Origin of the sequence: Lentzea pudingi, from assembly GCF_014646255.1 — a bacterium.
Taxonomy (GTDB): domain Bacteria; phylum Actinomycetota; class Actinomycetes; order Mycobacteriales; family Pseudonocardiaceae; genus Lentzea; species Lentzea pudingi.
In genome coordinates, this window is record NZ_BMNC01000024.1 from 1 (window position 1) to 24753 (window position 24753).

Genomic DNA, 24753 nt, shown 5'->3' on the forward strand with positions numbered 1-24753 from the left:
GGTGTGGCCCGCTCTTGGCTCGGCTCGTGATGGGACCCCACCGCCAACGCAACCCTCGTACGCAACCGGCAGCCGCTCAAAGCAACAGGCGTGCCATCTACCCGCAGGCAGCGCGGGCCCCCTGATCAGATTGCCGGGGGTCTGGGGGCAGAGCCCCCAGGGGAAGCACGCAAGGAGACCGGGCCGCCCGCAAGGCGACCACCCGCCAGGCCGCGTACCGCAAGGCAACCACCCACCAGGCCAGCCCACCCACCCCCCGATTACCACCCCCACCCCACACTCACCTACACTGGTCGGGTTGCCTCGGCGAGGGCGAGCTATCCAGCTCAACGTGATCGACGCGGTGGCTCGATGCCGCGCGTGTTGAAGTCATCCGCATGCTGCTCGCCACCGCAGGCCACCCCCAAAGCTGAACCGCTGAGAACTTGTGCACCGCCCCGACGTACAAGGCCAGACTTGTAAGGAGTACCCCACCGTGTCCGAGGTCCGTCTCGCCGCTGAGCAGCGCTCTGAATTCGGCAAGGGCGCAGCCCGCCGTACCCGTCGCGCCGGCAAGATCCCCGCGGTGCTCTACGGCCACGGTTCCGACCCGAAGCACCTGGCCCTGCCGGCGCTCGAGTTCGCCCGTGTCATCCGTGAGCACGGCCAGAACGCCGTCCTCACCCTCGCCCTCGGTGGCGAGAGCGAGCTGGCGCTCACCAAGACCGTCACCACGCACCCGATCAAGAACTACATCGAGCACGTCGACCTGCTGCTCGTGAAGCGCGGCGAGAAGGTCACCGTCGAGGTGCCGCTCGTCATCTCGGGCGAGCCCGCGTCGGGCACGCTGCTGACGCAGGACCTCAGCACGATCCAGATCGAGTCGGACGCGATGAACATCCCGGACCAGATCGAGCTGTCGATCGCCGGTGTCGCCGCGGGCACGCAGATCCACGCCAGCGACCTGACGCTGCCGGAAGGCGCCGTCCTGATCACCGACGCCGACGCTCTCGTCGTCGCCGTGAACGAAGCGCCGTCCGCGGCGCAGCTCGAGGGTGACGAGGCTGCTCCGGCGGCTGAGGCCACCGAGGAAAGCTGAGCCCCATCACGTCGGGCCGAAACGACGGCGCGTCGCCTCCTCACAAGGGGGGCGGCGCGCCGTTGCGGTACCTGCGGCCCGCCGACGTCCGGTCGAAGACCTTCCGCCGCAAGAAGCAGGGGTACGACCCGGCGCAGGTGCACGAGTTCCTGCAGATCGTCGCCGACGCGCTCGCGGGCCGGCTCCGGCTGAACCCGGACCACGTGCGCACCGTCAGGTTCGCCTCGGTCCCGAACGGCTACGACCCGCTCAGCGTCGACGGCGTCCTGCACCTGCTGGAGTTCCAGGTCCGCAACGGCATCGTGCCGCCGACGGGCCTGAGCACCGGCGAGGACCTGCACGCGCGCAAGCTCCCGAAGGCCGGCACCGGCTACGATCGCGCCGAAGTCGACGCCTTCATCATCCGTGCCGCGGCCAACCTGGACGGCCGGGGCGCCATGACCTCCACCGAGGTCCGCAACACCCGGTTCAGCACCACGTCCGGCCTGCTGGGCAAGGGCTACCAGGTGCAGGCCGTCGACACGTTGCTGGACGATCTCGAGCAGGAGTTGCGGTTCCGTGGACGCTGACCTCGCCCTCATCGTCGGGCTGGGCAACCCAGGCCCCAGGTACGAGGGCAACCGTCACAACATCGGCTTCCTGGTCCTCGACGAACTGGCCGCCCGCGTCGGCGGCAAGTTCAAGGCCCACAAGTCCGGCGCCGAGATCGTCGAGGGCCGCCTGTCCGGCCACCGCGTCGTCCTCGCGAAGCCGCGCAGCTTCATGAACCTCTCCGGCGGCCCCGTCGCGAGCGCCGTGAAGTTCTTCAAGCCCACCACCATCGTCGTGGTCCACGACGAGCTGGACCTCCCGTTCGCCCAGCTGCGCATGAAGCTCGGCGGCGGCGACAACGGCCACAACGGACTCCGCTCCATCACGAAGTCCCTGGCCACCAAGGACTACCACCGCCTGCGCTTCGGCGTGGACCGCCCGTCAGGCCGCCAGGACCCGGCGGACTACGTCCTGAAGGACTTCTCGACGGTCGAACGCAAGCAGCTCGCCCTGGAGATCGACCGGGCGGCCGACGCGGCCGAGGCCCTCGTCACCAAGGGCCTCGAAGCCGCGCAAAACAGCTTCCACTAGCGGGCACAATGGACGGCATGAGCAACCGAAAGGGCCGTGCCGCCTGAGCGCCGCGGCGGACTGGACGGCTTCAGCGACCGTTTCATCCGCGACATCGTGCGGCTCGAACTGAGCCGCGGCTACCTCTGGCCGACTGCTGTTCAGAGCTCGCTGGAGCACTGGGCCACGTTCGTCCGCCATCCCTACCGCCGTCTGCTGATCGACGACGGTAACGACGGCTGCGGTGGCTGGGAGTGCTGCGGGAACCCGTTGGTGGCCCGCGAACTCCTCGGGTTCGTCGCCCGCGCACTCCCCCGCGGGAGCGCGAGGGAGCTGCGCAAGCGACTCGACGAGCTCGACGCCCTCTACTAGACCAGAGCAGCCGCCGCAGACCTCCGCAGCTTGCCCGAGGGCGTCTTCGGCAACGTCCCAGGCGGCTGCACCACCACGGCGAACGGCCGCAGTCCCACGGCGTCCACGACCCGAGCCGTCACCTGCTTGACCAGATCCTTCTCCGCCTCGGCGTCCCCGGCGAGCTTCGACTCCAGCACCACGGCGAACCGCTCGCGCTGCGTCCCGGCGTCCAGCCGCACCGCGACGGCGTTCCCGGCACGCACGCCCTCCACGGAGCAGGCGGCACGCTCCACATCGGTCGGGTAGATGTTGCGCCCACCCATGATGATGACGTCCTTGCGGCGCCCGCAGACGACCACCTGGCCGTCCTCCACGACGTACCCGACGTCCCCGGTGGACAGCCACCCCTCAGCGTCCTGTGTGGCCAGTGGGCCGTCCACCGTCAGGTATCCGGGAGTGACGGCCTCGCCCCGGATCTGCAACTCGCCGACGTCCCGGACACCCAGGACCTCACCGGAGTCCGACACCACCCGCAGCTCCAGCCCCGGCAGCGGCGGTCCGAGCAACGGGAACGCACGCCCACCCTCGGTGGGCACCGCACGATGCTTGGCCTCCAACGCGTCCGCATCGACCACGTCCACCGACAGTCCGGTGAACAGGGGCGCGAAAGCCACACCCAGAGTGGTCTCCGCCATCCCGTAGGCAGCGAGGATCGACTCCGGCCGCAGCCCGAACCGGGCCCCGGCGTCCACGAACGACCGCACCGCGGCAGGGTCGATCGGCTCGGCGCCGTTCAACGCGAGCCGCAGGGACGACAGGTCGAAGGAATCGGACGAGGAAGCGAGCCGGCGGGCCACGATCGCGTAGGCGAAGTTCGGTGCGGCGGTGATCGTGCCGCGGTGCCGGGTGATCAGGTCGGCCCACAACGTCGGGCGGGACAGGAAGTCGACGGGTGTGACCTTCACCAATTCCAGGCCGAACAGCATCGGCACGGTGAGGAAGCCGACCATCCCCATGTCGTGGAACAGCGGCAGCCACGAAACCATGACGTCCGAGGTGGGATCCAGTGCCGCCGCGATGCGCATGCCCTCGGCGTTCGCCATCAGGTTGCGGTGCGTGATGCGCACGGCTTTCGGATCGGCGGTTGATCCACTCGTCAACTGCAGCAGTGCCGTGGCATCCTCGTCGGTGGGAACAGGAGCAGCGATCGGTTCCGCATCGAGTTCGGAGAGCAGCTTGTAGGGCACTCCGTGCTGGTCCAGGACGGCAGCCAGGGCGTCGAAGGGGCTGCCGAGCAGGACCAGGTGCGAATCGATCATGGCGAGCACCCGCAGCGTGTCCTCGGCCCACTCGGCCAGGTCGGTGCGTGGTGTGGGTTGATGCAACATCGTGACGCTGCCACCACACAGCCATGCGGCCTGCACGGCTGGGGCGATCACGGCTGGTTCGGCGGCGAGCACGGCGATCGCGGTGCCCGGCGCCACGTCGAGCGCACCGGCCATCCGCCGGGCGCGTTCGTGCACCTCGGCCCATGTCCGGCGGACAGGCGCGGCGGGTTCCCCCGTCGTCATGCCCCTGTCTCCACCATTGGAGGCCGTCGCCAGCATCACATCCACGAACTGACTCATGTTCGCGATCGTAGTGGCGCCGTTTGGTCCATCAGGGCGAAACGTTATGCCACGCGAAACGCGATACTCCCCAGTACAGGTACATAGGAGGAGGTCATTGGTGGATCGGGGCGGCCCCGGAGCGCAGCATTCCCTGCCCGCGCATCCGGCACCTCTGCTCTCCGCGCAGGACGTGGCCCTGGTCGCGTTCCACCGTCCCCCGCTGGGTCAGCGCGGGTACGACGCGGCTGAGGTGGACGCGTTTCTCGACCGTGTCGAGGGCACCATGAAGAGCAAGGACATCCTCACGCGCGAGGACGTGCTGGGCGTCAAGTTCAGCACGGCGACCCGAGACCCGGGCTACGACGTGAACGAGGTCAACGTCTTCATGGAACTCGTGGCGGACACGCTGCGGTCCACTCCGCAACGCCAGCAGGCCTCAGCACCCGCCAAGGGCGCGCACGCCACGTCGCAGGCGATGAGACCCGCGGTCCGGCTGTCCCCCGACGACGTGGCCGCTGTGCGCTTCCACAAGCCCAGACCGGGGACCCGCGGGTACCACGAGGGGCAGATCGACGCGTTCCTCGACCGCATCGAGCAGACCCTGCGCGGCAGGGACAACCTGACCGCGCAACAGGTGCAGGACGCCGTGTTCGGCGAGACCGCGCCCGGCACGTTCGGCTACGACGAGGAGGACGTCGACACGTTCCTCGACCTCGTGGTGCTGATGTTCGAGGTCGCGCCACCCCCGCGTGACGCGGGCCCGCCGACCACCGTGCTCCCGCCGCTCCCCCAGCAACAGCAGCGGCCGCAGCAGCGCAGCGCGCAGCCGGACCCACGGCCCCAGCAGCGCCCTCGGCAGTCCCCGCCGCAGAAACGACCGCCGGCGCAGCAGCCCGCGGCGCAGCCGTCCGTCGAGGCGGCGAAGTTCACCGCCGCGGACATCCGCAACATCGCGTTCCACCGCCCTCCCCGTGGCCGCCGCGGCTACCAGGAGTCCCAGGTGGACGCGTTCCTCGACCGCATCGAGGCGACGCTGCTCGGCCAGGACAACCTGACCGGCAAGGACGTCCGCGACGTCAGGTTCTCCCGCCCGCTGATCGGCAGGCGCGGTTACGACGAGACCGAGGTGGACGGCTTCCTCGGCCAGATCGAGCAGCAGCTCTCCGGCCCCGTCCGCAGCAGCATGCCGTCGGTGAAGTCGTGGAAGGACCTGCGCCAGCTGCGGATCCCGCAGGCGGCGTCCGGCCAGCGCGGCTACCGCACCGCGCAGGTCGACCGGATGCTGGAGGAGATCGGCGTCGCGCTCGACGGCATGCTGGGCGCCAGCTCGGACGAGGTCATGAAGGCCCGCTTCAGCTACGCGCTGCTCTCCGGCCAGGGCTACGACACGTCGTTCATCGACGAGCTGTTGCCCCAGCTCGCCGACGAACTGCGCCGCAAGGGCAAGTAGCGCGTCAGCCCTCGACGACCTCGGCCGCGACCATCCACTGGGCCTCCACGTCGGACTCCTCCGCCAGCACGGCGCGGAGCTCGGCGTCGAGCTTCAGCAACCGGCCGGAGTCCGTCGCGGCCTCCGCGAGCGCCGCGTGCAGCTCGGCTTCCTTCTTGTGCAGCACCTCGAGCCTGCGCTCCAGCCGGGCCAGCTCCTTGCGGGCGGCACGCTGGTCGGCGGCGTTGGACGGGGCCTTGTCCGCGGCCGGGGAGGCAGCGCCGGACTCCCTGTCCCGCAGCGAGTCGCGGCGCTTGAGGTACTCCTCGATGCCACCGGGCAGCTCGGTCAGGCCGCCGTCGCCGAACAGCGCGACGACCTTGTCGCACACGCGCTCGACCAGGTACCGGTCGTGCGAGATCACGACGAGCGTGCCGGCCCACGAGTCCAGCAGGTCTTCCAGCTGCTGCAACGTGTCGATGTCCAGGTCGTTCGTCGGCTCGTCGAGCAGCAGGACGTTCGGCTCGGCCATCAGCAGCCGGCACAGCTGCAGCCGGCGCCGTTCGCCACCTGAGAGGTCGGAGACCGGCGTCCACTGCTTCTGCGACGAGAAGCCGAACCGCTCGCCCAGCTGCGACGCCGACATCTCGTACTTGCCGAGCACGACGCGCCGCGCGACCTCCTCGATCGCCTCCAGCACGCGCATCGACCCGTTGAGGTCGAGCAGCTCCTGCGAGAGGTGCGCGATCTTGACCGTCGAGCCCTGGATCCGCTTGCCCGTCTCGGGTTCGCGCTCCCCCGCCAGCAGCTTCAGCAGCGTCGTCTTGCCGGAGCCGTTGACGCCGACGAGACCGATCCGCTCACCGGGACCGATGCGCCACGTCAGGTCGCGCACCAGCACCCGGTCCGGAATGGACAGTGTGGCGTCCTCGACCTCGATGACCGTGCGGCCCAGGCGCTTCTTCGCGAACGCCAGCAGCTCGACGTTGTCGCGCAACGGGGGCACGTCCGCGATCAACGCCTCGGCGGCCTCGATCCGGTAGCGGGGCTTCGAAGTCCGCGCGGGCGCACCGCGGCGCAACCAGGCGAGCTCCTTGCGCGCCAAGTTCTGCCGCTTCTCCTCCAGCACGTCCGCCAGCCGCTGCCGCTCGGCGCGGGCGAAGATCCAGTCGGCGTAGCCGCCCTCGTACTGCTCGACCTTGCCGTTCACCACTTCCCACGTGCGGTTGCAGACGATGTCGAGGAACCACCGGTCGTGGGTGACGACGACGAGCGCGCACTTGCGGGCCAGCAGGTGTTCCGCGAGCCACCGCACACCCTCGACGTCGAGGTGGTTGGTGGGCTCGTCCAGCACGAGCAGTTCGAGGTCCTGGATCAGCGCGGCGGCCAGCACGACGCGGCGCCGTTCACCACCGGACATCCGCGAGACCACGGAGTCGAGGCCCAGCGCGGTGATCCCGAGACCGTCCAAAATGGACCGGACGCGGGCGTCGGACGCCCACTCGTGCTCGGCGTCGAACCCGAGCGGGTCGATGACCGCGTTGCGCACGGTCGAACCCTCCGGCAGTTCGGTCCGCTGCGTCACGACGGCCATCCGCAGGTCGCGCGACCGCGACACCCGGCCGTCGTCGGCGGGCTCCACCCCGGCCAGCACCTCGAGCAGCGTCGTCTTGCCGCCGCCGTTCAGGCCGACGACACCGATGCGGTCGCCCTCGTTGACGCCGAGCGACACGCCGTCGAGCAGCGGCCGGACGCCGAACGACTTCGACACGGACTCCAGGTTGACCAGGTTGGCCATCAAAACCTCACGACTAGTAAGAAACTGCCCCGTGCAGGCTACCCAGGAGCACCAAAGCCCCTGACAGCTACGCGTGCACCTCGGGAGGGGTGGGCTTCGGCTCCTCGGTCGTGATCACGCGCGCTCCGGGCACGGGCCCGTGCGCCACGCGAACCGTCCGGCACACCCCGGCACCGGCGAGCTCGGCGGCCACCTTCACCGCCGCGTCGCCGTCCTCGCACAGGAAGGCCGTCGTGGGGCCGGACCCGGACACGATGCCGGCCAGCGCGCCCGCGTCGACACCCGCGCGGAGCGTGCGGCGCAGGTTCGGGCGCAGCGAGACGGCTGCGGCCTGGAGGTCGTTGCCGAGCAGCAGCGCGAGCTGACGGGGGTCTCCGGAGGACAGGCCCTCGAGCACCGCCTCGACCGCCCCCACGCGGGGCGGATCCCCCTCCGCGCGCAGGCGGTCCAGCTCGTCGAAGACGTCCGGAGTGGACAGTCCGCGGCGGTCGAACGCGAGCACCCAGTGGAACTGGTGGCGGCCCAGCACGGGCACGATCCGCTCGCCGCGGCCGGTGCCGAGCGCGGTGCTGCCGTAGAGGGCGAAGGGGACGTCGGCGCCGAGCTTCCCGGCCAGTTCGGCCAGCTCGTCGCGACTGATCTCCAGGCGCCACAACGACGACAGGCCGACCAGCGTCGCCGCCGCGTCGGCACTGCCGCCCGCCATGCCGCCCGCGACCGGGATGGCCTTGCGGATGACGACGCGGACCTTGGGGTCGTCCGGGTCCTTGCCGACGTGCGCGGCGAGCAGCTGGACCGCGCGCCACGCGAGGTTCGAGGCTCCGGTGGGCACCTGGTCGGCGCCCTCGCCGTAGACCTCGACGCCTGGCTCGTCGGCGACCGCGACCGTGACCTCGTCGACCAGCGACAGCGCCTGGAAGATCGTCACCAGGTCGTGGTAACCGTCCGGGCGCACGTCTCCTACGGCCAGGTGCAGGTTGACCTTGGCCGGGACGCGAACTGTGACCGGGGGAGGAACGACTGCGAGCACCACGTCAGCCTACGGGCGTTCTGGGGTTTCGGACTCCTCCCCCGGTCGGTGTCACGATCAGACCGGGATGACCGAACCGTCGAAGGTCTGCTTGATGTAGTCCTTGACCTGCTGCGACGCGAGAAGCTCCGCCAGGTCCCTGATGCGCTTGTCGTCCTTGAGCTCGGTGCGGGTCACCAGGCCATTGGCGTTGGGGTTGCCCTCGGCCTTCTCCAGCGCGAGCGAGTCGGTGGAGGGCTTGAGGCGCGCGTCGATCGCGTAGTTGCCGTTGATGACGGACGCGTCGGTGTCCTCCAGCGACCGCGGCAGCTGAGCGGCCTCCAGGGGCACGAACTGCAGGTTCTTGGGGTTCTCCGCGAGGTCGCGCACGGTCGGCTGGTCGACGGCCTTGAGCTTGATCAGGCCGTTCGCCTCCAGCAGCTTCAGGCCGCGGGCCTCGTTGGTGGCGTCGTTGGCGACGGCGATCTTGGCGCCGGACGGCAGCTCGTCGAGCTTCTTGACCTTCTTGGAGTAGAGGCCGAGCGGCTCGACGTGGACCGGCTCGACCCACTCGACCTTGGCGCCGCTCTCCTTGGTGAACGTCGCCAGGTACGGGACGGTCTGGAAGTAGTTGGCGTCGAGCGACCCGTCGACCAGCGCCGTGTTCGGCTGCACGTAGTCGGTGAACTCGACGACCTCGATCTTCAGACCCTTTGACGCGGCGAGGTTGTCGGCCACGTACTTGAGGATCTGGGCGTGCGGAACCGGGGAGACGCCGACCTTGAGCGTGTCGGAGGCACTGGCACCGCCCGACGAGCAAGCGGACAGAGCAGTCAAACCGGTCAAAGCAACTGCGATCAGGGCAGCACGAATACGCATGACGTTCCTTTTGAGAATTTTGCTACGGGTCAGACGGAGGCGTGCCGGCGCCGGTCGGACGCACGGGCGGCACGGGTGAAACCGAACTGGATCACGGTGGTGAGCACGGCGAGCCACGCCACGGTGCTCCACAGGATCCGGTCGTTGAAGCGCTGGTAGCCCTCGCGGATCGCCAGGTCGCCGAGGCCACCGCCGCCGATCACGCCCGCCATCGCCGAGTACCCGATGAGGGCGATCACGGTGACGCCGATGGCGTTGATCAGCGCGGGCAGCGACTCGCGGATCAGCACGCCGCGCACGATCCTCAACGTCGAGGCGCCCGTGGTGATCGCGGCCTCGACCACGGTCACGTGCACCTCGGACAGGATGTTCTGCACGAGCCTGCCCACGAACGGGATCGCTCCCACGGCCAGCGGCACGATGACCGCCGTGCTGCCGATGGAGCCACCGACGATGAGGCGCGTGACCGACGTGAGCGCGACGAGCAGCACGATGAACGGCATCGAGCGGCCCAGGTCGGTGACGAAGCCGAGGATCCTGTGCACCGCGGCGTTCGGCCGCAACCCACCCTGGGCGGTGAGCTGCAGCCAGACACCTACGGGAACTCCGAGAACTGTGGCGATGACGGTCGAGACGCCGACCATGTAGAGCGTCTCGCCAGTCGCTTCGAGCAGAAAGCTGAAGACGTCGGACCAGGGTGTTGCAGACCTCACGCAGCTACTCCTTGAGGGCCCTTCAAGGACCTCTGCACAGCGCCGCCGGCTTCGCCGATCCACTCGAGAGCGGAGTCGGAGCGTTCGCCGTTCAGCCCCAGGCGGAAGCGAGCGACCGGGGTCTCCCCCAGGCGCGTCAGGCCACCGCCGACGATGTTGAGTTCGACCCCGAACCGGTGTGCGGCCTCGGGCAGCAGCGCGCCGACCGCGGCGAACCCGACGAGCACGACGTCCGCGACGCGGTCGTAGCTGCTCTCGTTGATCGGGTTCAGGTCGACGGCGGGCAGCAGGGCGCTGCTCGTGCGGCTGATCGGGTTGTTGACGAGGTCGAGGACCTTGCCGTGTTCGACGACGCGGCCCTGCTCCAGCACGGCGACGTCGTCGCAGATCTTCCGGACCACGCCCATGTCGTGCGTGACGATGAGCACGGTCACACCCAGTTCGGCGCGCGCACGGTCGAGCACGGTCAGCACGGAACCGGTGGTCTCCGGGTCCAGGGCGCTGGTGGGCTCGTCGGCGAGGAGCACGGACGGGTTGGCGGCGAGGGCGCGCGCCACGGCGATGCGCTGGCGCTGCCCGCCGGACAGCTGGTCGGGGTACGAGGCGGCCTTGTCGGTGAGCCCGACGAGGTCCAGCAGCTCGCCCACACGGGTGCGGCGCTGCGGTCCGGGCACGCCCGCGGACTCGAGCGGCAGTGCGATGTTGCCGGCCGCCGTGCGCTGACGGAGAAGCGAATCCCCTTGCGGCACAACGCCGATCTGCCTGCGCGCGGCCCGCAGCGCGGAACCGTCGAGGCTGGTGATGTCGGTGCCGTCGACGCGGATCGCCCCGGAGTCGGGACGTTCCAGCAGCGCGACGCAGCGGGCGAGCGTCGACTTGCCGGCACCACTCGGGCCGACCACGCCGAGCACGGTGCCGGCCTCGACGTCGAGGGTCACGCCGTTGAGGGCGCTGACACCCTGAAAGGACTTGGTGAGGTTTTCGACAGTGATCACTTCTGCTCCACGGCTGCGCGCGACGGCACCTCGCCCGCTCGTGGCGGACGTGCGCGGTCGAAGTTCTTGCTCAGGGATGTGCGCCACTCTTCGGACGAGTGCGCGTCAAAGGACTTGGGAAAGGCGCCTTAGACGAGGTGGCGACGACATGCAGCAGACGAGCGACGGCACTGGTCGATGACTCGACGGCGCGTCAGCATTCGCGTGGTACCCATGGTGATCCTCCATCGGTCCTGGCGTTAGCACCTGCCCGCATCGAGCGGGTGGTTGCTGCGACGTCGTAGAGCCAGGTCTCTCAGTCGCTCCGGATGGCAAGTAAGAGTCAACCGGACGGACGTTCGGTTGCGCAAGCCAAAACCCGATTCGTTCGACAGATCACACTGATGGCCGATGGATCCCCGGTCTACTGCTCGGCGATCCGGATGAAGTCGATCACGCTCAACTGCTCGCCCCTGAGCTGGGGATCAACGCCCGCCTTGAGGAGCAGTTCGTCGACCTGTTCCGCGCCGCCCGCCCAGCCCTTGAGGGCCGCCCGCAGCGTCTTGCGGCGCTGCGCGAACGCGGCGTCGACGATCTGGAAGAGCCGCTTGCGGTCCACTGTGGACAGAAGATTCTCGTGGCGCAGGAACCACACCAGGCCCGAGTCGACGTTGGGCGCTGGCCAGAAGACGTTCTTGCCGATCGAGCCGGCCTTCTTCGCCTCGGCGTACCAGGCGAGCTTCACGCTGGGGACGCCGTAGATCTTGTTGCCGGGCTTGGCGGCCATCCGGTCGGCGACCTCCGCCTGGACCATCACCAGACCCTTGCGCAGGCTGGGCAGCTCGGCCAGGAGGTGCAGGACCACGGGGACGGCGACGTTGTACGGCAGGTTCGCGACGATCGCGGTGGGTTGTGCCGGCAGGTCCTCTTGGGTGACTTTCATGGCGTCTTTGAGGACGACGTGGAGCTTGCCCGCGTTCTCCGGGTCCATCTCCGCGACCGTCTGCGGGAGGCGAGCGGCCAGCGGGGGGTCGATCTCGACCGCGACGACCTGCTTGGCGGCGGGGAGCAGCGCGAGGGTCAGGGAACCCAGGCCGGGCCCGACCTCCAGGACGACGTCGTCCTCGGTGAGCTCGGCCGCCGTGACGATCTTGCGGACCGTGTTCGGGTCGTGCACGAAGTTCTGGCCCAGCTTCTTGGTCGGGCGGATGTCCAGCTCGGCGGCTAGACGACGAACTTCGGCAGGTCCCAGCAGGCTCACCGGTGCATTCTCGCACCAGGCGTTCCACAGGGGTCGCAGGGTAGGAAACGGCGAAGGCCGCCCATGGCGAACCACGGGCGGCCTTCGGCGGGGGACGCGGAGAGGTTTACGGCAGGCCGAGCTTCGCGCGGCAGCCCGGCCAGGCGCCGTACGTGCCGCCCGCGCGGTCGCGCAGCTTGGTCGCGGTGGCGATCTGCTGTTCGCGGGTCGCCTGGTGCGGCAGCTGCGCATAGGCGGTGCCACCGTTCGCGGCCCAGGTGCTGGCCGAGAACTGGAGGCCGCCGTAGTAGCCGTTGCCGGTGTTGATGGCCCAGTTGCCGCCCGCTTCACACTTGGCGAGGCGGTCCCAGACTTCACCGTCGGGCAGCGGCTTCGTGCCCACGGTGATCTTCTTGGGCTTCGGCTCCTTGGTGACCTTGGAGCTCAGCTTCTCGCGGCTGATCTCCTTGCCGTTCTTGACCGTCACGCGGTACTGCGAGGTCTGCTCGCCCGGCGCGCCGGGGTCGGTGACGGTCTGCTGGCCCGCGGTCATGTTGGGGTCGTTGGTCTTCTCGACCGGGGGCGCGACCGGCTCGTTCACGTTGATGACCGTGACGCCGGTGCGGGAGATGTAGACCTCGGCGCCGGTCGCGAGCTTCACGTCCGCGCCGGACGCGACGGCGTCCTCGGGGCCCAGGCTGAGGTTCTCCGCCTTGAGCAGCTCGTCGACGGTCAGCGCGGTCGTCCTGACCTCGCGGACCGGGTTCGCGCCGTCGAACAGCTTGATGGTCTTGCTGGTCTTGACCTCGAGGTTCATGCCCTCGAGCGGCACGGCGTGCGAGCCGGGCATCGACATCCACGCGCCCTCGAGCGGCACGCCGAGCTGCTTGGCGGCCTCCTCGACGGTGACGGAGCGGACCCAGTCCTCGCGGGCCTGGCCGTCGACGCTCATCTTGAGCAGGCGGCCGCGGTCGAGGCTGATCTTGCCGCCGTCGGAGATCGGGGCGTTCAGCGACGGCGAGAGGGCGTCGTGCTCACCGACGACGATGCCTTCCTCCGCCAGGACGTCGCCGACCGTGCCCTCGTAGGAGTGCACGGTCTGCATCGCGCCGTCGACCTCGACGGTCAGCGACTTGTCCATCGCCATGGCGGTCACGCCGCCACCGGAGATCGACACGAGGACCGCGGCGACGGTGCCCTTGAGGAAGCGGCGCTTCCACGTCGAGGCGGCCTTGACGAGGACCTGCGGGTCGTTGAGCTCCTCTTCCTCCGACGGGAGGACGAGCGGCGGCATGATCGTCGTCTCGGCGTTGATGAGACGGATCAGCTCGTCGACGTCGACGTTCGCCGTGGCGAGGAGGTCGTCGGCGTCCGGGCCGAGCACCTCGAGCACGTCCGCGGGCGTGATGGTCAGCGCACCGGCGGGGAAGCTCGGGTGGGGATCAGCGACGTCAACCGCCGTGCCGCCGACCGGAGTGAACCAGTCGGTGTCGTCGTTGAAGTCGTAAGGAGCGGCAGTTCTGTCGCTACCAGACAAGGGTCGATACCTCCATTGCGGAAGCTGTGAGGCCACCGCACAGTTGGCGTTGACAAGATCATTCGAGTTGGAGCTCGAAGGTTCCCGGCAACTCCTCCTACGTGGTCTCGCTTCTTCGCGCTTCTGGCTTCGGTCCCGCCCCGACTGCGGGCGTGCTCCGAACCGACAAGGTCGGCTCAGGTGGCACGGTCACGGGACAGTAACGGGGTAGCCGACGTTGCGCAAACACCCCCGCCAATGTTGTGACGTCAGTCACCCCATGGGGGTAGCAACCCTTTGCTCCGTTCGCTCTACGTCGCATTTCAGTGGTCCAGCCCGAACACTCGTTGAGCAGTACGGGTGACAGCGGCACAGAGTTCAGAAAGATCTTCGCCACGCAACGTAGCTAGATCGCGAACTGTGTAATTCACACAATAGGGTTCATTTGGACGTCCACGGAACGGATGGGGCGTCAGGAACGGCGCGTCCGTCTCGACCAGCAGCTGATCTTGCGGCACCAGCTGAGCCGCTTCCCGCAGCGCACGGGCGTTCTTGAACGTCACCGGGCCCGCGAACGACAGCACGTACCCCGCGTCGACGCATCGCCGGGCGAAGTCCGCGTCGCCGGAGAAGCAGTGGAACACCACAGTGGACGGTGCGCCCTCGGAGTCGAGGACCTTCAGGATGTCCTCGTGCGCGTCCCGGTCGTGGATCATCAACGGCTTCCCGACGCGCTTGGAAAGGTCGATGTGCCAACGGAAAGCGTCATGCTGGGCGGCCGGCGGCGAGTAGTCCCAGTAGTAGTCCAGACCGGTCTCGCCGATCGCGACCACGCGGGGCAGCACGGCCAGCCGTTCCAGTTCGGCCTTCTCCTCGTCCCCGAAGGACGACGTGCGCGTCGGGTGCACTGCCACCGCCGCGTAGACCCTCGGGTCCCAAGTGGACGCTTCGGCGGCCCACCGCGCGGCGGCCAGGTCGTCCGCCACGGTGATCACGTGCGAGACGCCGGCGGCCTCCGCCCGGTCGAGCAGGACCGCCACGTCCGCGGCGTTCTCGGCCCCACACGCGTCGAGATGGGTGTGGGCGTCGATCACCGGTGCCGGAAGAGCTTCCGGCACCGGCGGTCGTTCACGCTTGTCCGCCACTACGAGGTGACGATCGGGGCCCACTCGGGCCCGGTCTCGCCCAGCGTCACGTCGAGCTTCGCGAACAGCGGCGACGGCTTCTGCAACGGCCGGCCGACCTCGATCGGCGTGGACTCCCACTTGGCCTGCTCACCGGCGTAGTCACCGGTCAGCACCGGGTACGAGCGCTCGGGGATGTCCAGGTCGTCGACCTCGGTCAGCTGAGGCTGCGCGGCCCACACGCCCGTGCCGCCCAACGCCTCGTGCACCTTCTGCGCCGAGTGCGGCAGGAACGGCGTCATCAGGGTGTTCGCGTCCTGCACGACCTGCAGTGCCGCGTGCAGCACCGAGTCACGGCGGTCCGGGTCGTCCTTGAGCTTCCACGGCTCCTGGTCGGACAGGTACTTGTTCGCCAGGGAGATCACGCGCATGGCCTCGCCAGAGGCCTGCTTGAACCGCGAGCGGCGCAGGTGCGCGCCGACCGTCTCGAACGCCGCCTTGGACTGCGCGAGCAGCTCGTGGTCGGCCGGGGTGAGCGCCGTGGCCTTCGGGATCGCGCCGACGTTCTTGTGCGCCATCGAGATCGAGCGGTTGACCAGGTTGCCCCACTCGTTCGCCAGCTCGAAGTTCGTCCGGCGGACGAACTCCTCCCAGGTGAAGTCGGTGTCCTGGTTCTCGGGACCCGCGACGGAGATGAAGTACCGCAGCGCGTCCGGCCCGAACTCCTCCAGGAAGTCGCCGACGTAGATCACGGTGCCGCGCGAGGTGGAGAACTTCGAGCCGCTCATCGTCAGGTACTCCGACGACACGACCTCGGTCGGCAGGTTCAGCGTGCCGAACCGGCCGGGCTCGCCGCCCTTGTCGCCCGCGCCGTTCTGCCCGAGCAGCAGCGACGGCCAGATCAGCGAGTGGAAGACGATGTTGTCCTTGCCCATGAAGTAGTAGCCCTGGGCGTCGCCCGTCCAGAACTCCTTCCAGGCGTCGGGGTTCCCGGTGCGCCGCGCCCACTCGACGGACGCGCTCAGGTACCCGATCACGGCGTCGAACCACACGTAGAACCGCTTCATCGGCTGGTCGCTCCACCCGTCGAGCGGGATCGGCACACCCCAGTCGAGGTCGCGGGTGATGGCGCGCGGCCGCAGGTCCTTGATCAGGTTCTGCGAGAACTTGAGCACGTTGGGACGCCAGTCCGAGCGCGTGCCCATCCAGCTGCCCAGCGAGTCGATGAACGCGGACAGGTCGAGGAACAGGTGCTCGGTCTCGACGAACTTCGGCGTCTCGCCGTTGATCTTCGAGCGCGGGTTGACGAGCTCGGACGGGTCGAGCTGGTTGCCGCAGTTGTCGCACTGGTCGCCGCGCGCGCCCTCGTAGCCGCAGATCGGGCAGGTGCCCTCTATGTAGCGGTCGGGCAGCGTGCGGCCGGTCGACGGGCTGATGGCGCCCATCTCGGTCTTGGGGACGACGTAGCCGTTCTTCCACAGCGCGGAGAACAGGTCCTGCACCACCTGGTAGTGGTTGCCGGTCGTCGTGCGGGTGAAGAGGTCGTAGGACAGGCCGAGGCCCTGCAGGTCACCGGCGATGACGCGGTTGTACTTGTCGGCGAGCTCGCGGGCGGTGAGCCCTTCCTTCTCGGCCTGCACCTGGATCGGTGTGCCGTGCTCGTCCGTGCCGCTGACCATGAGCACCCGGTGTCCGGACATCCGCATGTAGCGGGAGAAGACGTCGGACGGGACACCGAAACCGGAGACGTGACCGATGTGCCTGGGACCGTTTGCATAAGGCCAGGCCACCGCGGTCAGTACGGAGGCACTCATGGCAATAGCCTACGGAGGCGGTGCCAGGGGGTTTTCACCGAGTGGGAGGTCTGTTTGTCCGCGACCAGAATGCTGGTGCTCGGCGTGGTGAAGCTCGTCGGCGAGGCCCACGGTTACGTGGTGCGCCGCGAGCTGAAGTCGTGGTCGGCGGACAGCTGGGCGAACGTGCAGCCGGGTTCGATCTACCACGCGCTGAAGGCGCTGGCCAAGGACGGACTGCTGGAGCCGGTCGGCACCGAGTCCGGCGAGGGCCCCGCCCGCACCACCTACCGGATCACCGCGGCCGGTGAGCACGAGCTCGACGACCTGCTCGGCCACGCCCTGGCGAACCCGGCCGCCGGCAACGACGAGGTCTCCGCGGGCGTGGCCATGCTCAACCTGCTCCCCCGCAAGCAGGCGGTCGTGCTGCTGAAGAACCGGCTCGCGGGTCTCGAAGGGCAGCTCACCCCGACCCGGCACGGCATCGCGTCCATGCCGGAGATGGGCAAGCCCGCGCACGTCAGCGAACTGTTTCGACTCTGGCTCGTCCACCTCGAAGGCCAGGTGCGCTGGACTCAGGAGCTGATCGAACGCCTAGAGGCCGGTGCGTACGAGCTGAGGGACTAGTCAAACTTGATTAGTTCTCGCTAGCCTCTAGTCAAAGTTGACTAGAGGGGGTCTCACCATGATCAAGGCACGCGGCCTCGCGCGCCGGTTCGACACGAAGGCCGGTCCCGTCGACGCGGTGCGCGGGGTCGACATCGACGTCGCGGAGGGCGAGCTCGTCGGGTTCCTCGGCCCGAACGGCGCCGGCAAGTCCACGACGTTGCGCATCCTCACCACGCTGCTGCAGCCGACCGCCGGCGAGGCGGTCATCGCCGGGCACGACCTGCTGAAGGACCCGGCCGGGGTGCGCCGCAACATCGGTTACGTGGGCCAGAAGAACGGCTCCGGCCAGGACCAGCGGGTCGCCGACGAGCTGGAGTTCCAGGCCCGTTTCTACGGCCTGTCCAAGCACGACGCCCGCAGGAAGGTCGCCGGCCTGCTCGACCGGTTCGACCTGACCGGCCTCGAGAAGCGCGGCGTCGTCACGTTGTCGGGCGGCCAGCAGCGCCGGCTCGACATCGCGATGGGCATGCTGCACGACCCGCGGCTGCTGTTCCTGGACGAACCGTCCACGGCGCTGGACCCGCAGAGCCGCCGCAACCTGTGGGACCACATCAAGCAGCTCAAGACCGACGGCGTCACGGTCTTCCTGACCACGCACTACCTCGACGAGGCCGACTACCTGAGCGACCGGCTGCTGGTCATCGACCACGGCTCGATCGTCGGCGAGGGCTCACCGGACGAGTTGAAGCACCGCGTCTCCGGCGACCTCGTCGTGCTCGGCACACCGCAGGCGTCGATCGTCGCCTCGAAGTTCGAGAACGCCGTGGTCGACGGTGAGAAGGTCAGCTTCCGGATCCCGAACGGCGACCGCGCGTTGCCCGGGCTGCTGCGCGACCTCGACAACATCGGCGTCGAGCTGCACAGCGTCCAGGTGCACCGGCCGACGCTCGACGACGTGTTCCTGACCATGACCGGCCGTTCCCTGCGGGAGGAAGCCAATGCTGCGTGACACATGGCTCGTGTTCTGCCGCGTGATGCTTCCCGTGCTGCGCAACCCCGTCGCGATCGTGTTCGGGATCGCCCAGCCGTTGCTCTACCTCGGCCTGTTCGGACCACTGCTGGGCGAGGGCGGCTGGCAGTGGTTCGTGCCGGGCCTGCTGGTGCAGATGGCGTTGTTCGGCACCGCCTACGCGGGCTTCTCGCTGCTGCCCGAGGTGCGCACGGGCGTGATGGAACGGCTGCGGGTCACCCCGGTCAGCCGAGTCGCGCTGCTCGTCGGGCGGGTCGGCAAGGACGTCGTGCTGCTGGTCGTGCAGAGCCTGCTGATCATGCTGGCCGCGATGCTGTTCGGCTTCCGCGCGTCGCCGGGTCAGATGCTGCTCGGTCTCGGGCTGGTGGCGTTGCTGGGCATCGCGATCGGCTCCGTGTCGTACGCCATCGCGCTGAAGGTGAAGCTGGAGTACGTCTTCGCGTCCGTGCTGTCGGCGTCGATCGTGCCGTTGATGCTCCTGAGCGGCGTGCTGCTGCCGATGTCGAACGGCCCGCAGTGGCTCTACTGGCTGTCGCGGATCAACCCGCTGGCGCACGTCGTCGACGCCGAGCGGTCGATCTTCAACCCCGGCTCAGTGCTCTACGGGCTGATCTCGGTCGCGGCGCTGGTGCTCGTCGGCGTGTTCTACGGCGTGCGCACGTTCAACAAGGAGTCAGCTTGACTTGATCGCCGCGTCGTAGAGCGTCTTCTTGCTGATCCCGGCCGCCTCCGCGACCTCGGCGGCGGCCGACTTCATCCGCTCCCCGTCCGCGACGCGCTGCCGGACCTCGGCCACGAGCGTGTCGAGGTCGGGAGCCTCCTGGACGGGCGCGGGACCGAGCACCACGGTGATCTCGCCGCGTGCGCCCTCCACGGCCCACTCGGCGAGCTCTCCGAGGCTGCCGCGCACGACCTCCTCGTACTTCTTCGTCAGCTCGCGGCACACGGCGGCGCGGCGGTCCGGTCCGAGCACCTCGACGGCGTCCTGCAGGGTGTCCGCGAGCCGGTGAGGGGCCTCGAAGAAGACGACGGTGCGTTGCTCGGTGGTCAAAGGGGCGAACCAGCGCTTGCGCTCACCGGACTTGCGCGGCGGGAAGCCGTCGAACGCGAACCGGTCGCTCGGCAGACCCGACAGGGCGAGCGCCGTCGTCACCGCGGACGGCCCCGGCAGGCACGTGACCGTGATGTCCTGTTCGACACACGCGGCGACGAGCCGGTAGCCGGGATCGGAAACCGACGGCATTCCGGCGTCCGTCACGAGCAGCACGGTCTCGCCGTTGTGCAGCGACTCGAGCAGCCCCGGGAGGCGCCCGACCTCGTTCTGGTCGTAGAAGCTGATCACCCGCCCGGACGGCTTGACCTGCAACGCCATGGCCAGGCTGTGCAGCCGGCGGGTGTCCTCGGCGGCGATCACGTCGGCTGTCCCGAGGGCCTCGATCAGGCGCGCGGAAGCGTCACGGATGTCCCCGAGCGGGGTGGCTGCCAGGACAAGACGGCCTGAACCGGATACAGGACTCACAAGCTTCACCCTACGATCGGCGGCGTGACAGTCCTCGTGCAGCCAGGAGAGGCGCCCGTCGTCGTCGAGGAGCCGCCTACGGATCGTGCGGCGGTACTCGACCCGCCTCCGTCCGGAGACCGCTTGCGCGGGTGGCTCATGACGGCCGTCGTGACGCTGGTCGGTGCCGTCGTGCGCTTCTGGAACGTCGGTTATCCGACGGACAAGGGCACGCCGATCTTCGACGAGAAGCATTACGTGCCGCAGACGGCGCAGGTGCTGCGCAACGGCGGTTACGAGGACAACCCGGGCTACGAGCTGATCGTGCACCCGCCGTTCGCCAAACAGCTGATGGCGATCGGCCAGGAGCTCTTCGGCTACGACGGCATCGGCTGGCGGTTCGCGTCGGCGCTCGCGGGCGCGATCACGATCCTGCTGATCATCCGCATCGCCCGCCGCCTGACCCGCTCAGACCTGCTCGGCGCGCTCGCCGGCATCCTGCTCATCGCCGACGGCGTCTCGCATGTCCAGTCGCGGATGGGCATGCTCGACATCTTCCTCGCGCTGTTCGTGGTGGCCGCGTTCGGCTGTCTGGTCGCGGACCGCGAACAGATGCGGGCGCGACTGGCCGTCGCGGTGCGCGAGGGCTTCATCAACAACTCGGCGTTCGGCCCGTCGATCGGCTTCCGCTGGTGGCGCGTCGGCGCGGGCGTGATGCTCGGTGCGGCGTGCGGCATCAAGTGGTCGGGCATCTGGTACATCGCGGCGTTCGGTCTGCTGACGGTCATCTGGAGCGCGCTGGCCCGCCGGGCCGCGGGCGTCGAGGAGCCGTGGCTGGGCGCGCTGGTGAAGGACGTCCTGCCGTCGCTGGGCGGCCTGGTCGCGATCCCCGTGCTCGTCTACGTCGCGACGTGGTTCCCGTGGATGGCCAGCGAGACCGGCATCGACCGCCACGTGGTCGGCACCAAGATCCAGGACGTCACGTGGATCCCCGACACGCTGCAGTCGCTCTGGTACAACGCGAAGAACGTCTACAAGTTCCACGTCGAGCTGGTCACCTCGGAAACCAACCGGCACCCGTGGGAGTCGAAGCCGTGGACGTGGCCGATGGGCCTGCGCCCGATGCTCTACTACTACGACAACTCCGTCACGGGCTGCGGCGCGGCGTCGTGCCTCGGCGCGATCATGCTCATCGGCACGCCCGCGATGTGGTGGCTCGCGTTCCCGGTGATCGGCTGGGCGATCTTCCGCACGATCGGCCGGATGGACTGGCGCTACGCCGGCGTCCTGGTCGGCTACGCCGCGGGCCTGCTGCCGTGGTTCCTCAACCTCGACCGGCAGATGTACTTCTTCTACGTCACGCCGATGGCGCCGTTCCTGGTGCTGCTGATCGTGCTGGCGATGGGCGAGGTCCTCGGCCGCAGCACCGCCGGTTCCGAACGCCGTGGCACCGGGATGCTGGTCGTGGCGCTGTACGTGGGCATCGTGGTGGCGAACTTCGTGTGGCTGTGGCCCATCCTGAACGGCAACCCGATCACACCGGAGATGTGGCAGCAGCAGCTGTGGCTGCCTAGCTGGCGCTGATCTCCAGCGCTTTCTCCTTGGTCAGGTCACCTTCGAGCCGGAAGGTGACCTGATCTCTTTGCCAGAGCAGGGTCTGCGCGGCTCTCTGCGGCTCCTCGGTGTGCCACTGGCCGTCGCGGTCGATGTAGAAGAACACGTGCGGGTAAGGGATCCAGACCTTGCCGTCGACCTGCTCGACGCCGTCCTGGTGGACGAGCTTGCCGATGGTCGAGCTGATGGTGCCGTCGAACTGGTCGAGTCTCAGGTCCCCGTAGTGCAGGGTCACGAACCGTCCTTCATGGACAGTGATCTTGTCCGGCGTGCCGAGCCCTCCTGGTAGGTGGATCTCGAACGGCATCTGCTTTTTCGCTTCTTCGAGCGAGACGTCGTTGCTGGGCAACGGAGGTGCGACTGTTTGTGGTGCCTCGGTGCGGAACTCGACGCCCGCGAACTCCAGCAGTTGCTGGACGCCCGCCCGGACGGCCGGGGACACCGCGAACGCGATGGCGAACGCGGTGATGGCTGCCACCAGCGCCTTGAGCCACCGCTTCCGGGGTGCGTTGATGCGGGTCAGCACCGCGGCCGTGACGTCCGGCGGCTCCGGCACGTGGAGGTGCCGGCCGAGGTCTCTCAGCGCTTCCGCCTGGTCATCGATCATGGGCCACCTCCTCCAGCATCGGACGCAGTTTGGCGAGGGCTCTGGACAGCCGTGACTTCACGGTTCCCTTGGCGAGGTTCAGGGTCTGCGCGGTCTCGGCCTCGCTCAGGTCCAGCAGGTACCGGCACGTGACAACCTGCCGGTCGTGCTCGGGCAGGCTCTGCACGGCCTTCAGGAGCTTGGCGCGGGAGTCGTCCACGAGCGTGCCGGGATCGTCGTGGTCGACGGTCTCCGTGACGGCCGCGAGCTTCAGCTCCATCAGGTTGCGCCGCCGCCGGCCGCGGTGCAGGTTCTTCGTCTCGTTGGCCACGATCTTGAGCAGCCACGGCTTGAAGTCCAGGCCTTCTTTGAACGTGCCGAGCTTCCGGTAGGCCTTCACGAACGCCTCCTGCACCACGTCACCGGCGTCCGCACCGGCTCCGAGCAGGTATGCCGTCCGGTGCGCGAGCGCGGTGTACCGGACGACCAGCTCGCCATAGGCCGCCTGGTCGCCTGCGATCGCCCGTGCCACCGCTTCGTCCGTGATGCCCTCTCTACACCGGGAACCACACTTCGGTTCCCGGTGTATTCGCGTCATGAGGATTCTGGCCTTGTTGTGCGCTTTCCTGCTGATCAGCGCACCTACTGCTGTCGCGGGCGGCTGGGCGGTCACGTACGTGGACCCCGTGCCGTCGATCCAGCCCGACACGACCCACACCGCCGGCTACTGGGTGCTGCAGCACGGCACCCACCCGTTCTCGGGCGATCTCGGCAAGACCGGCCTGCGGTTCCAGTCCGGCACGGACTCGCACGAGTTCCCCGGCGTCGCGCTGGGCGAACCCGCGCACTACGCCGTGACGTTCTCCCTGCCCGCCGGGACCTACGAGGTGTTCGGGGTGCAGGGGATGTTCCGGGAGCACCCGCTGGGCACGCTGACCGTGCCGGGCACGTTGCTGGTGAAGCCAGTGGACCCGCAAATGGTCCAGGGAACCGGGAACGTGTGGCCGTGGAAGACGATCGCACCGCCGTTGAAGAACCCCGCCGTGTCGGCCTCTCCCGCACCGGCTGCCGTGACGGTGCCGGACCCGCCCCCGGGAAAGCCCTTGCCCGTGTGGCTCGTCGGGCTGGTCGTGGCCGGCGCGGCCGGGGTGTTCCTGCTGCTGCGCAAGCGGTTGAGGCCTGCTGCCCGTAGGTGAGTGGTGAGGCGATCGGCGGAAACCGCCTCACCACTCTTCGCGTGGCATCCCGTGAGATGCCGAGGCTTCCGGGTGGACCACGGCTTAGGTCGTTGAACGGTGAATCACCGTTACGGACCGGTCCGACGTTCACCCGGTTCGCCTAGGCGTCGACCGGTACCTCGTGCGCGACCGGTGCGGCCTCATCGGCGTGAACCTCCTGCTCAGGCACTGCCGGCGGAGCCTGGAGGTCGGGTCCGTCCTGCGACGACGGTGCCGTGGACACGAGCGCCACCGGAACGTCCGCAGGCGGTACGAACGCGGCCTCTGCCCTGATCTTCGGCGGCGTGGCGGCCCACGGCTTGAGGTTCTGCACGATCTCCTCGTAGAACGACGAAACCGCGTTCAGCACGGAGTCGATGAACGAGTTGCGGCCGGTGCCGCGTTTCGATCCCATCTGGACCGAGATCTCGACGCGGAACCCGCGAATCTCCTTGTGCGGATCGGCGATCAGCAACGCGGGATTCACTCGGACGGCGCCCAGCAACTCCGTCGCGCCCGCTCCCCTGCCGTGCGCGACGAACGCTTCCAGCCGAACCGGGTCAGGCGCGTTCTTCAGCTGCCGGAGGAGCCAGTTGATCCGCGTCAACGGACGGCCCTCCCTGGGGCCCTCCACGTCCACACCGCAGATCACCCTGCCTGCCCGCAGATCGGCGGTGACGTGCAGCGTCCCGACCGTGTCGGGAATGCGGATCCCTCCGGAGAGCCTGCCGTCGGCCACCAGTTGCGCGAGTTGACGGGAAAGGCGGACCTGGGGCTCGGCGAGATCCTTGCGGGACAACGCGGGGGTGACGTCCGTGCCGAGGCGCCGGCCGAGCTGCAGTCCGGCGAACCGGAGCAGAGCCTCGAACCGGAGGATCACATCGGGTGCGATCTTGTCGGTCGTCCGCAGCGTGCGAGCCTCCACGGCATCACGCAGCGGCACCCACGACTGGCCCATGTCCTCGAACGCCATCGCTCCTGACCGCGGATGCTCGAGGTACCTGATCAGCTCGCCGAGGATCCACGCCTGCTCAGGGTCGGCCACCCCGCGGTGCTCCTTCTGCATCACGGCCTCGCAGAGCACCTCGCTCCACGACCAGTGGTGGATCGCCACCTTCTTGAGCTTCTTGCGGTCCACCGGGGTCGGGTGCTGACCGGGCAGAGGCGAGATCTCGTTCGAGATCGTGACGACCGCGTCGAACCCGAACTCGCGCGCGATGTCCAGGTAGTTCTCCAACTGCTCCACCTGGAGTTCGTTGGACCCGGTCTTCACCTCGACGAGCGCGGTCCACGACTTCTGCCCGCGGGTCACCCGGATCAGTCCGTCCGGAATCAGCTTGCGGCCGTCCAGCTCGAACGGGACCTCGATGAAGGTCTGCACAGCGGCAGTGGGCGCTCCCAGCGGCTGGGTCAACGCCCGGCCGAACTCGCGCACCGCTGACATGACGGCCAGCAATGCCGACGTCGCCCGCCGCTCTTGTTCTTCAGCGCCGTTGATGCCCGAAGTCGGAATCAGGCGTGCGGCATGCCAGCTCTCTTCAGCGGTCATAGTTCCTCGCATGGCGGCTTTGCGCGGTCAGG

Annotated in this window: 24 protein-coding genes and 1 riboswitch; of the genes, 10 read left to right on the forward strand and 14 right to left on the reverse strand. The window is 68.7% G+C overall.

The annotated features are described in order from the left end of the window. The first annotated feature begins 475 nt into the window (after positions 1–475). From IEY88_RS40615 to IEY88_RS40630, 4 genes are all read left to right on the forward strand, one after another. A complete protein-coding gene (locus tag IEY88_RS40615) occupies positions 476–1078 on the forward strand; it encodes a 50S ribosomal protein L25/general stress protein Ctc (RefSeq protein ID WP_189160237.1) in 603 nt (200 codons plus the stop codon). 62 nt (positions 1079–1140) lie between these two features. Continuing rightward, positions 1141–1647, forward strand: coding sequence for a DivIVA domain-containing protein (locus tag IEY88_RS40620; protein WP_189160238.1), 507 nt, complete (start codon positions 1141–1143; stop codon positions 1645–1647). Next, the gene (gene pth, locus IEY88_RS40625) at positions 1637–2200 is read left to right on the forward strand and encodes an aminoacyl-tRNA hydrolase (protein ID WP_189160239.1); all 564 of its coding nucleotides are present in this window, start codon (positions 1637–1639) and stop codon (positions 2198–2200) included. Before IEY88_RS40620 ends, pth begins: the two co-directional genes overlap by 11 nt. A 36-nt stretch (positions 2201–2236) precedes the next feature. Beyond that, a complete protein-coding gene (locus tag IEY88_RS40630) occupies positions 2237–2551 on the forward strand; it encodes a hypothetical protein (protein ID WP_189160240.1) in 315 nt (104 codons plus the stop codon). Here IEY88_RS40630 and IEY88_RS40635 read toward each other — a convergent pair. Next, positions 2548–4161 (reverse strand): fatty acyl-AMP ligase, encoded by a 1614-nt coding sequence (locus tag IEY88_RS40635; protein ID WP_189160241.1) that lies wholly within the window; start codon positions 4159–4161, stop codon positions 2548–2550. The two genes, IEY88_RS40630 and IEY88_RS40635, sit on opposite strands and share 4 nt — an antisense overlap. Positions 4162–4261: 100 nt before the next feature. On the opposite strand from IEY88_RS40635, the gene IEY88_RS45325 reads away from it, so the two are divergent. Further along, positions 4262–5593 (forward strand): DivIVA domain-containing protein, encoded by a 1332-nt coding sequence (locus tag IEY88_RS45325; RefSeq protein WP_373294281.1) that lies wholly within the window; start codon positions 4262–4264, stop codon positions 5591–5593. Positions 5594–5597: 4 nt separating this feature from the next. On the opposite strand, the gene IEY88_RS40660 is transcribed toward IEY88_RS45325, so the two are convergent. From IEY88_RS40660 to metG, 9 genes are all read right to left on the reverse strand, one after another. Next, the gene (locus IEY88_RS40660; protein ID WP_189160242.1) at positions 5598–7370 is read right to left on the reverse strand and encodes an ABC-F family ATP-binding cassette domain-containing protein; all 1773 of its coding nucleotides are present in this window, start codon (positions 7368–7370) and stop codon (positions 5598–5600) included. Positions 7371–7437: 67 nt separating this feature from the next. Beyond that, positions 7438–8400 (reverse strand): 4-(cytidine 5'-diphospho)-2-C-methyl-D-erythritol kinase, encoded by a 963-nt coding sequence (locus tag IEY88_RS40665; protein WP_189160243.1) that lies wholly within the window; start codon positions 8398–8400, stop codon positions 7438–7440. Positions 8401–8457: 57 nt separating this feature from the next. After that, a complete protein-coding gene (locus tag IEY88_RS40670; protein ID WP_189160244.1) occupies positions 8458–9258 on the reverse strand; it encodes a MetQ/NlpA family ABC transporter substrate-binding protein in 801 nt (266 codons plus the stop codon). 29 nt (positions 9259–9287) lie between these two features. Continuing rightward, complete coding sequence (locus IEY88_RS40675; protein WP_189160245.1) at positions 9288–9971, reverse strand: methionine ABC transporter permease; 684 nt, start codon at positions 9969–9971, stop codon at positions 9288–9290. Beyond that, positions 9968–10966, reverse strand: a complete 999-nt coding sequence (locus IEY88_RS40680; RefSeq protein WP_189160246.1) for a methionine ABC transporter ATP-binding protein — start codon at positions 10964–10966, stop codon at positions 9968–9970. Before IEY88_RS40680 ends, IEY88_RS40675 begins: the two co-directional genes overlap by 4 nt. A 221-nt stretch (positions 10967–11187) precedes the next feature. Beyond that, positions 11188–11281: riboswitch (SAM riboswitch) on the reverse strand. 88 nt (positions 11282–11369) lie between these two features. After that, positions 11370–12200 (reverse strand): 16S rRNA (adenine(1518)-N(6)/adenine(1519)-N(6))-dimethyltransferase RsmA, encoded by an 831-nt coding sequence (gene rsmA, locus IEY88_RS40685; RefSeq protein WP_189160300.1) that lies wholly within the window; start codon positions 12198–12200, stop codon positions 11370–11372. A 112-nt stretch (positions 12201–12312) separates the two neighbouring features. Continuing rightward, on the reverse strand, positions 12313–13722 hold the full coding sequence (locus IEY88_RS40690) for a resuscitation-promoting factor (RefSeq protein ID WP_229694218.1): 1410 nt from the start codon (positions 13720–13722) through the stop codon (positions 12313–12315). 302 nt (positions 13723–14024) lie between these two features. Beyond that, entirely contained in the window at positions 14025–14819 is a 795-nt protein-coding gene (locus tag IEY88_RS40695; protein WP_229694219.1) for a TatD family hydrolase, read from the reverse strand. A gap of 26 nt (positions 14820–14845) precedes the next feature. Continuing rightward, entirely contained in the window at positions 14846–16639 is a 1794-nt protein-coding gene (metG, locus tag IEY88_RS40700) for a methionine--tRNA ligase (protein WP_189160248.1), read from the reverse strand. Between the two features lie 54 nt (positions 16640–16693). Here metG and IEY88_RS40705 point away from each other — a divergent pair, with 54 nt between their 5' ends. The 3 genes from IEY88_RS40705 to IEY88_RS40715 are packed head-to-tail and all read left to right on the forward strand — an operon-like array spanning position 16694 to position 18939. After that, positions 16694–17245: a PadR family transcriptional regulator gene (locus IEY88_RS40705; RefSeq protein ID WP_189160249.1), complete on the forward strand. Its 552-nt coding sequence runs from the start codon at positions 16694–16696 to the stop codon at positions 17243–17245. Positions 17246–17303: 58 nt separating this feature from the next. After that, entirely contained in the window at positions 17304–18236 is a 933-nt protein-coding gene (locus IEY88_RS40710; protein WP_189160250.1) for an ATP-binding cassette domain-containing protein, read from the forward strand. Further along, complete coding sequence (locus IEY88_RS40715) at positions 18226–18939, forward strand: ABC transporter permease (RefSeq protein WP_189160251.1); 714 nt, start codon at positions 18226–18228, stop codon at positions 18937–18939. Before IEY88_RS40710 ends, IEY88_RS40715 begins: the two co-directional genes overlap by 11 nt. Here the strand turns inward: IEY88_RS40715 and rsmI are convergent. Next, positions 18931–19776, reverse strand: a complete 846-nt coding sequence (gene rsmI, locus IEY88_RS40720; RefSeq protein WP_229694220.1) for a 16S rRNA (cytidine(1402)-2'-O)-methyltransferase — start codon at positions 19774–19776, stop codon at positions 18931–18933. The genes IEY88_RS40715 and rsmI overlap by 9 nt on opposite strands. A gap of 24 nt (positions 19777–19800) precedes the next feature. On the opposite strand from rsmI, the gene IEY88_RS40725 reads away from it, so the two are divergent. Next, a complete protein-coding gene (locus tag IEY88_RS40725) occupies positions 19801–21339 on the forward strand; it encodes a dolichyl-phosphate-mannose--protein mannosyltransferase (protein ID WP_229694221.1) in 1539 nt (512 codons plus the stop codon). Here the strand turns inward: IEY88_RS40725 and IEY88_RS40730 are convergent. Together IEY88_RS40730 and IEY88_RS40735 are read right to left on the reverse strand one after the other, a co-directional pair. Continuing rightward, complete coding sequence (locus IEY88_RS40730; protein WP_189160254.1) at positions 21326–21976, reverse strand: hypothetical protein; 651 nt, start codon at positions 21974–21976, stop codon at positions 21326–21328. The two genes, IEY88_RS40725 and IEY88_RS40730, sit on opposite strands and share 14 nt — an antisense overlap. Then, entirely contained in the window at positions 21966–22487 is a 522-nt protein-coding gene (locus IEY88_RS40735) for an RNA polymerase sigma factor (RefSeq protein WP_229694222.1), read from the reverse strand. Before IEY88_RS40735 ends, IEY88_RS40730 begins: the two co-directional genes overlap by 11 nt. 64 nt (positions 22488–22551) lie before the next feature. On the opposite strand from IEY88_RS40735, the gene IEY88_RS40740 reads away from it, so the two are divergent. Next, complete coding sequence (locus tag IEY88_RS40740; protein WP_189160256.1) at positions 22552–23151, forward strand: hypothetical protein; 600 nt, start codon at positions 22552–22554, stop codon at positions 23149–23151. Between the two features lie 142 nt (positions 23152–23293). Here the strand turns inward: IEY88_RS40740 and IEY88_RS40745 are convergent, their stop codons facing one another. After that, positions 23294–24721, reverse strand: coding sequence for a hypothetical protein (locus IEY88_RS40745; protein WP_229694223.1), 1428 nt, complete (start codon positions 24719–24721; stop codon positions 23294–23296). Positions 24722–24753: the final 32 nt, after the last annotated feature.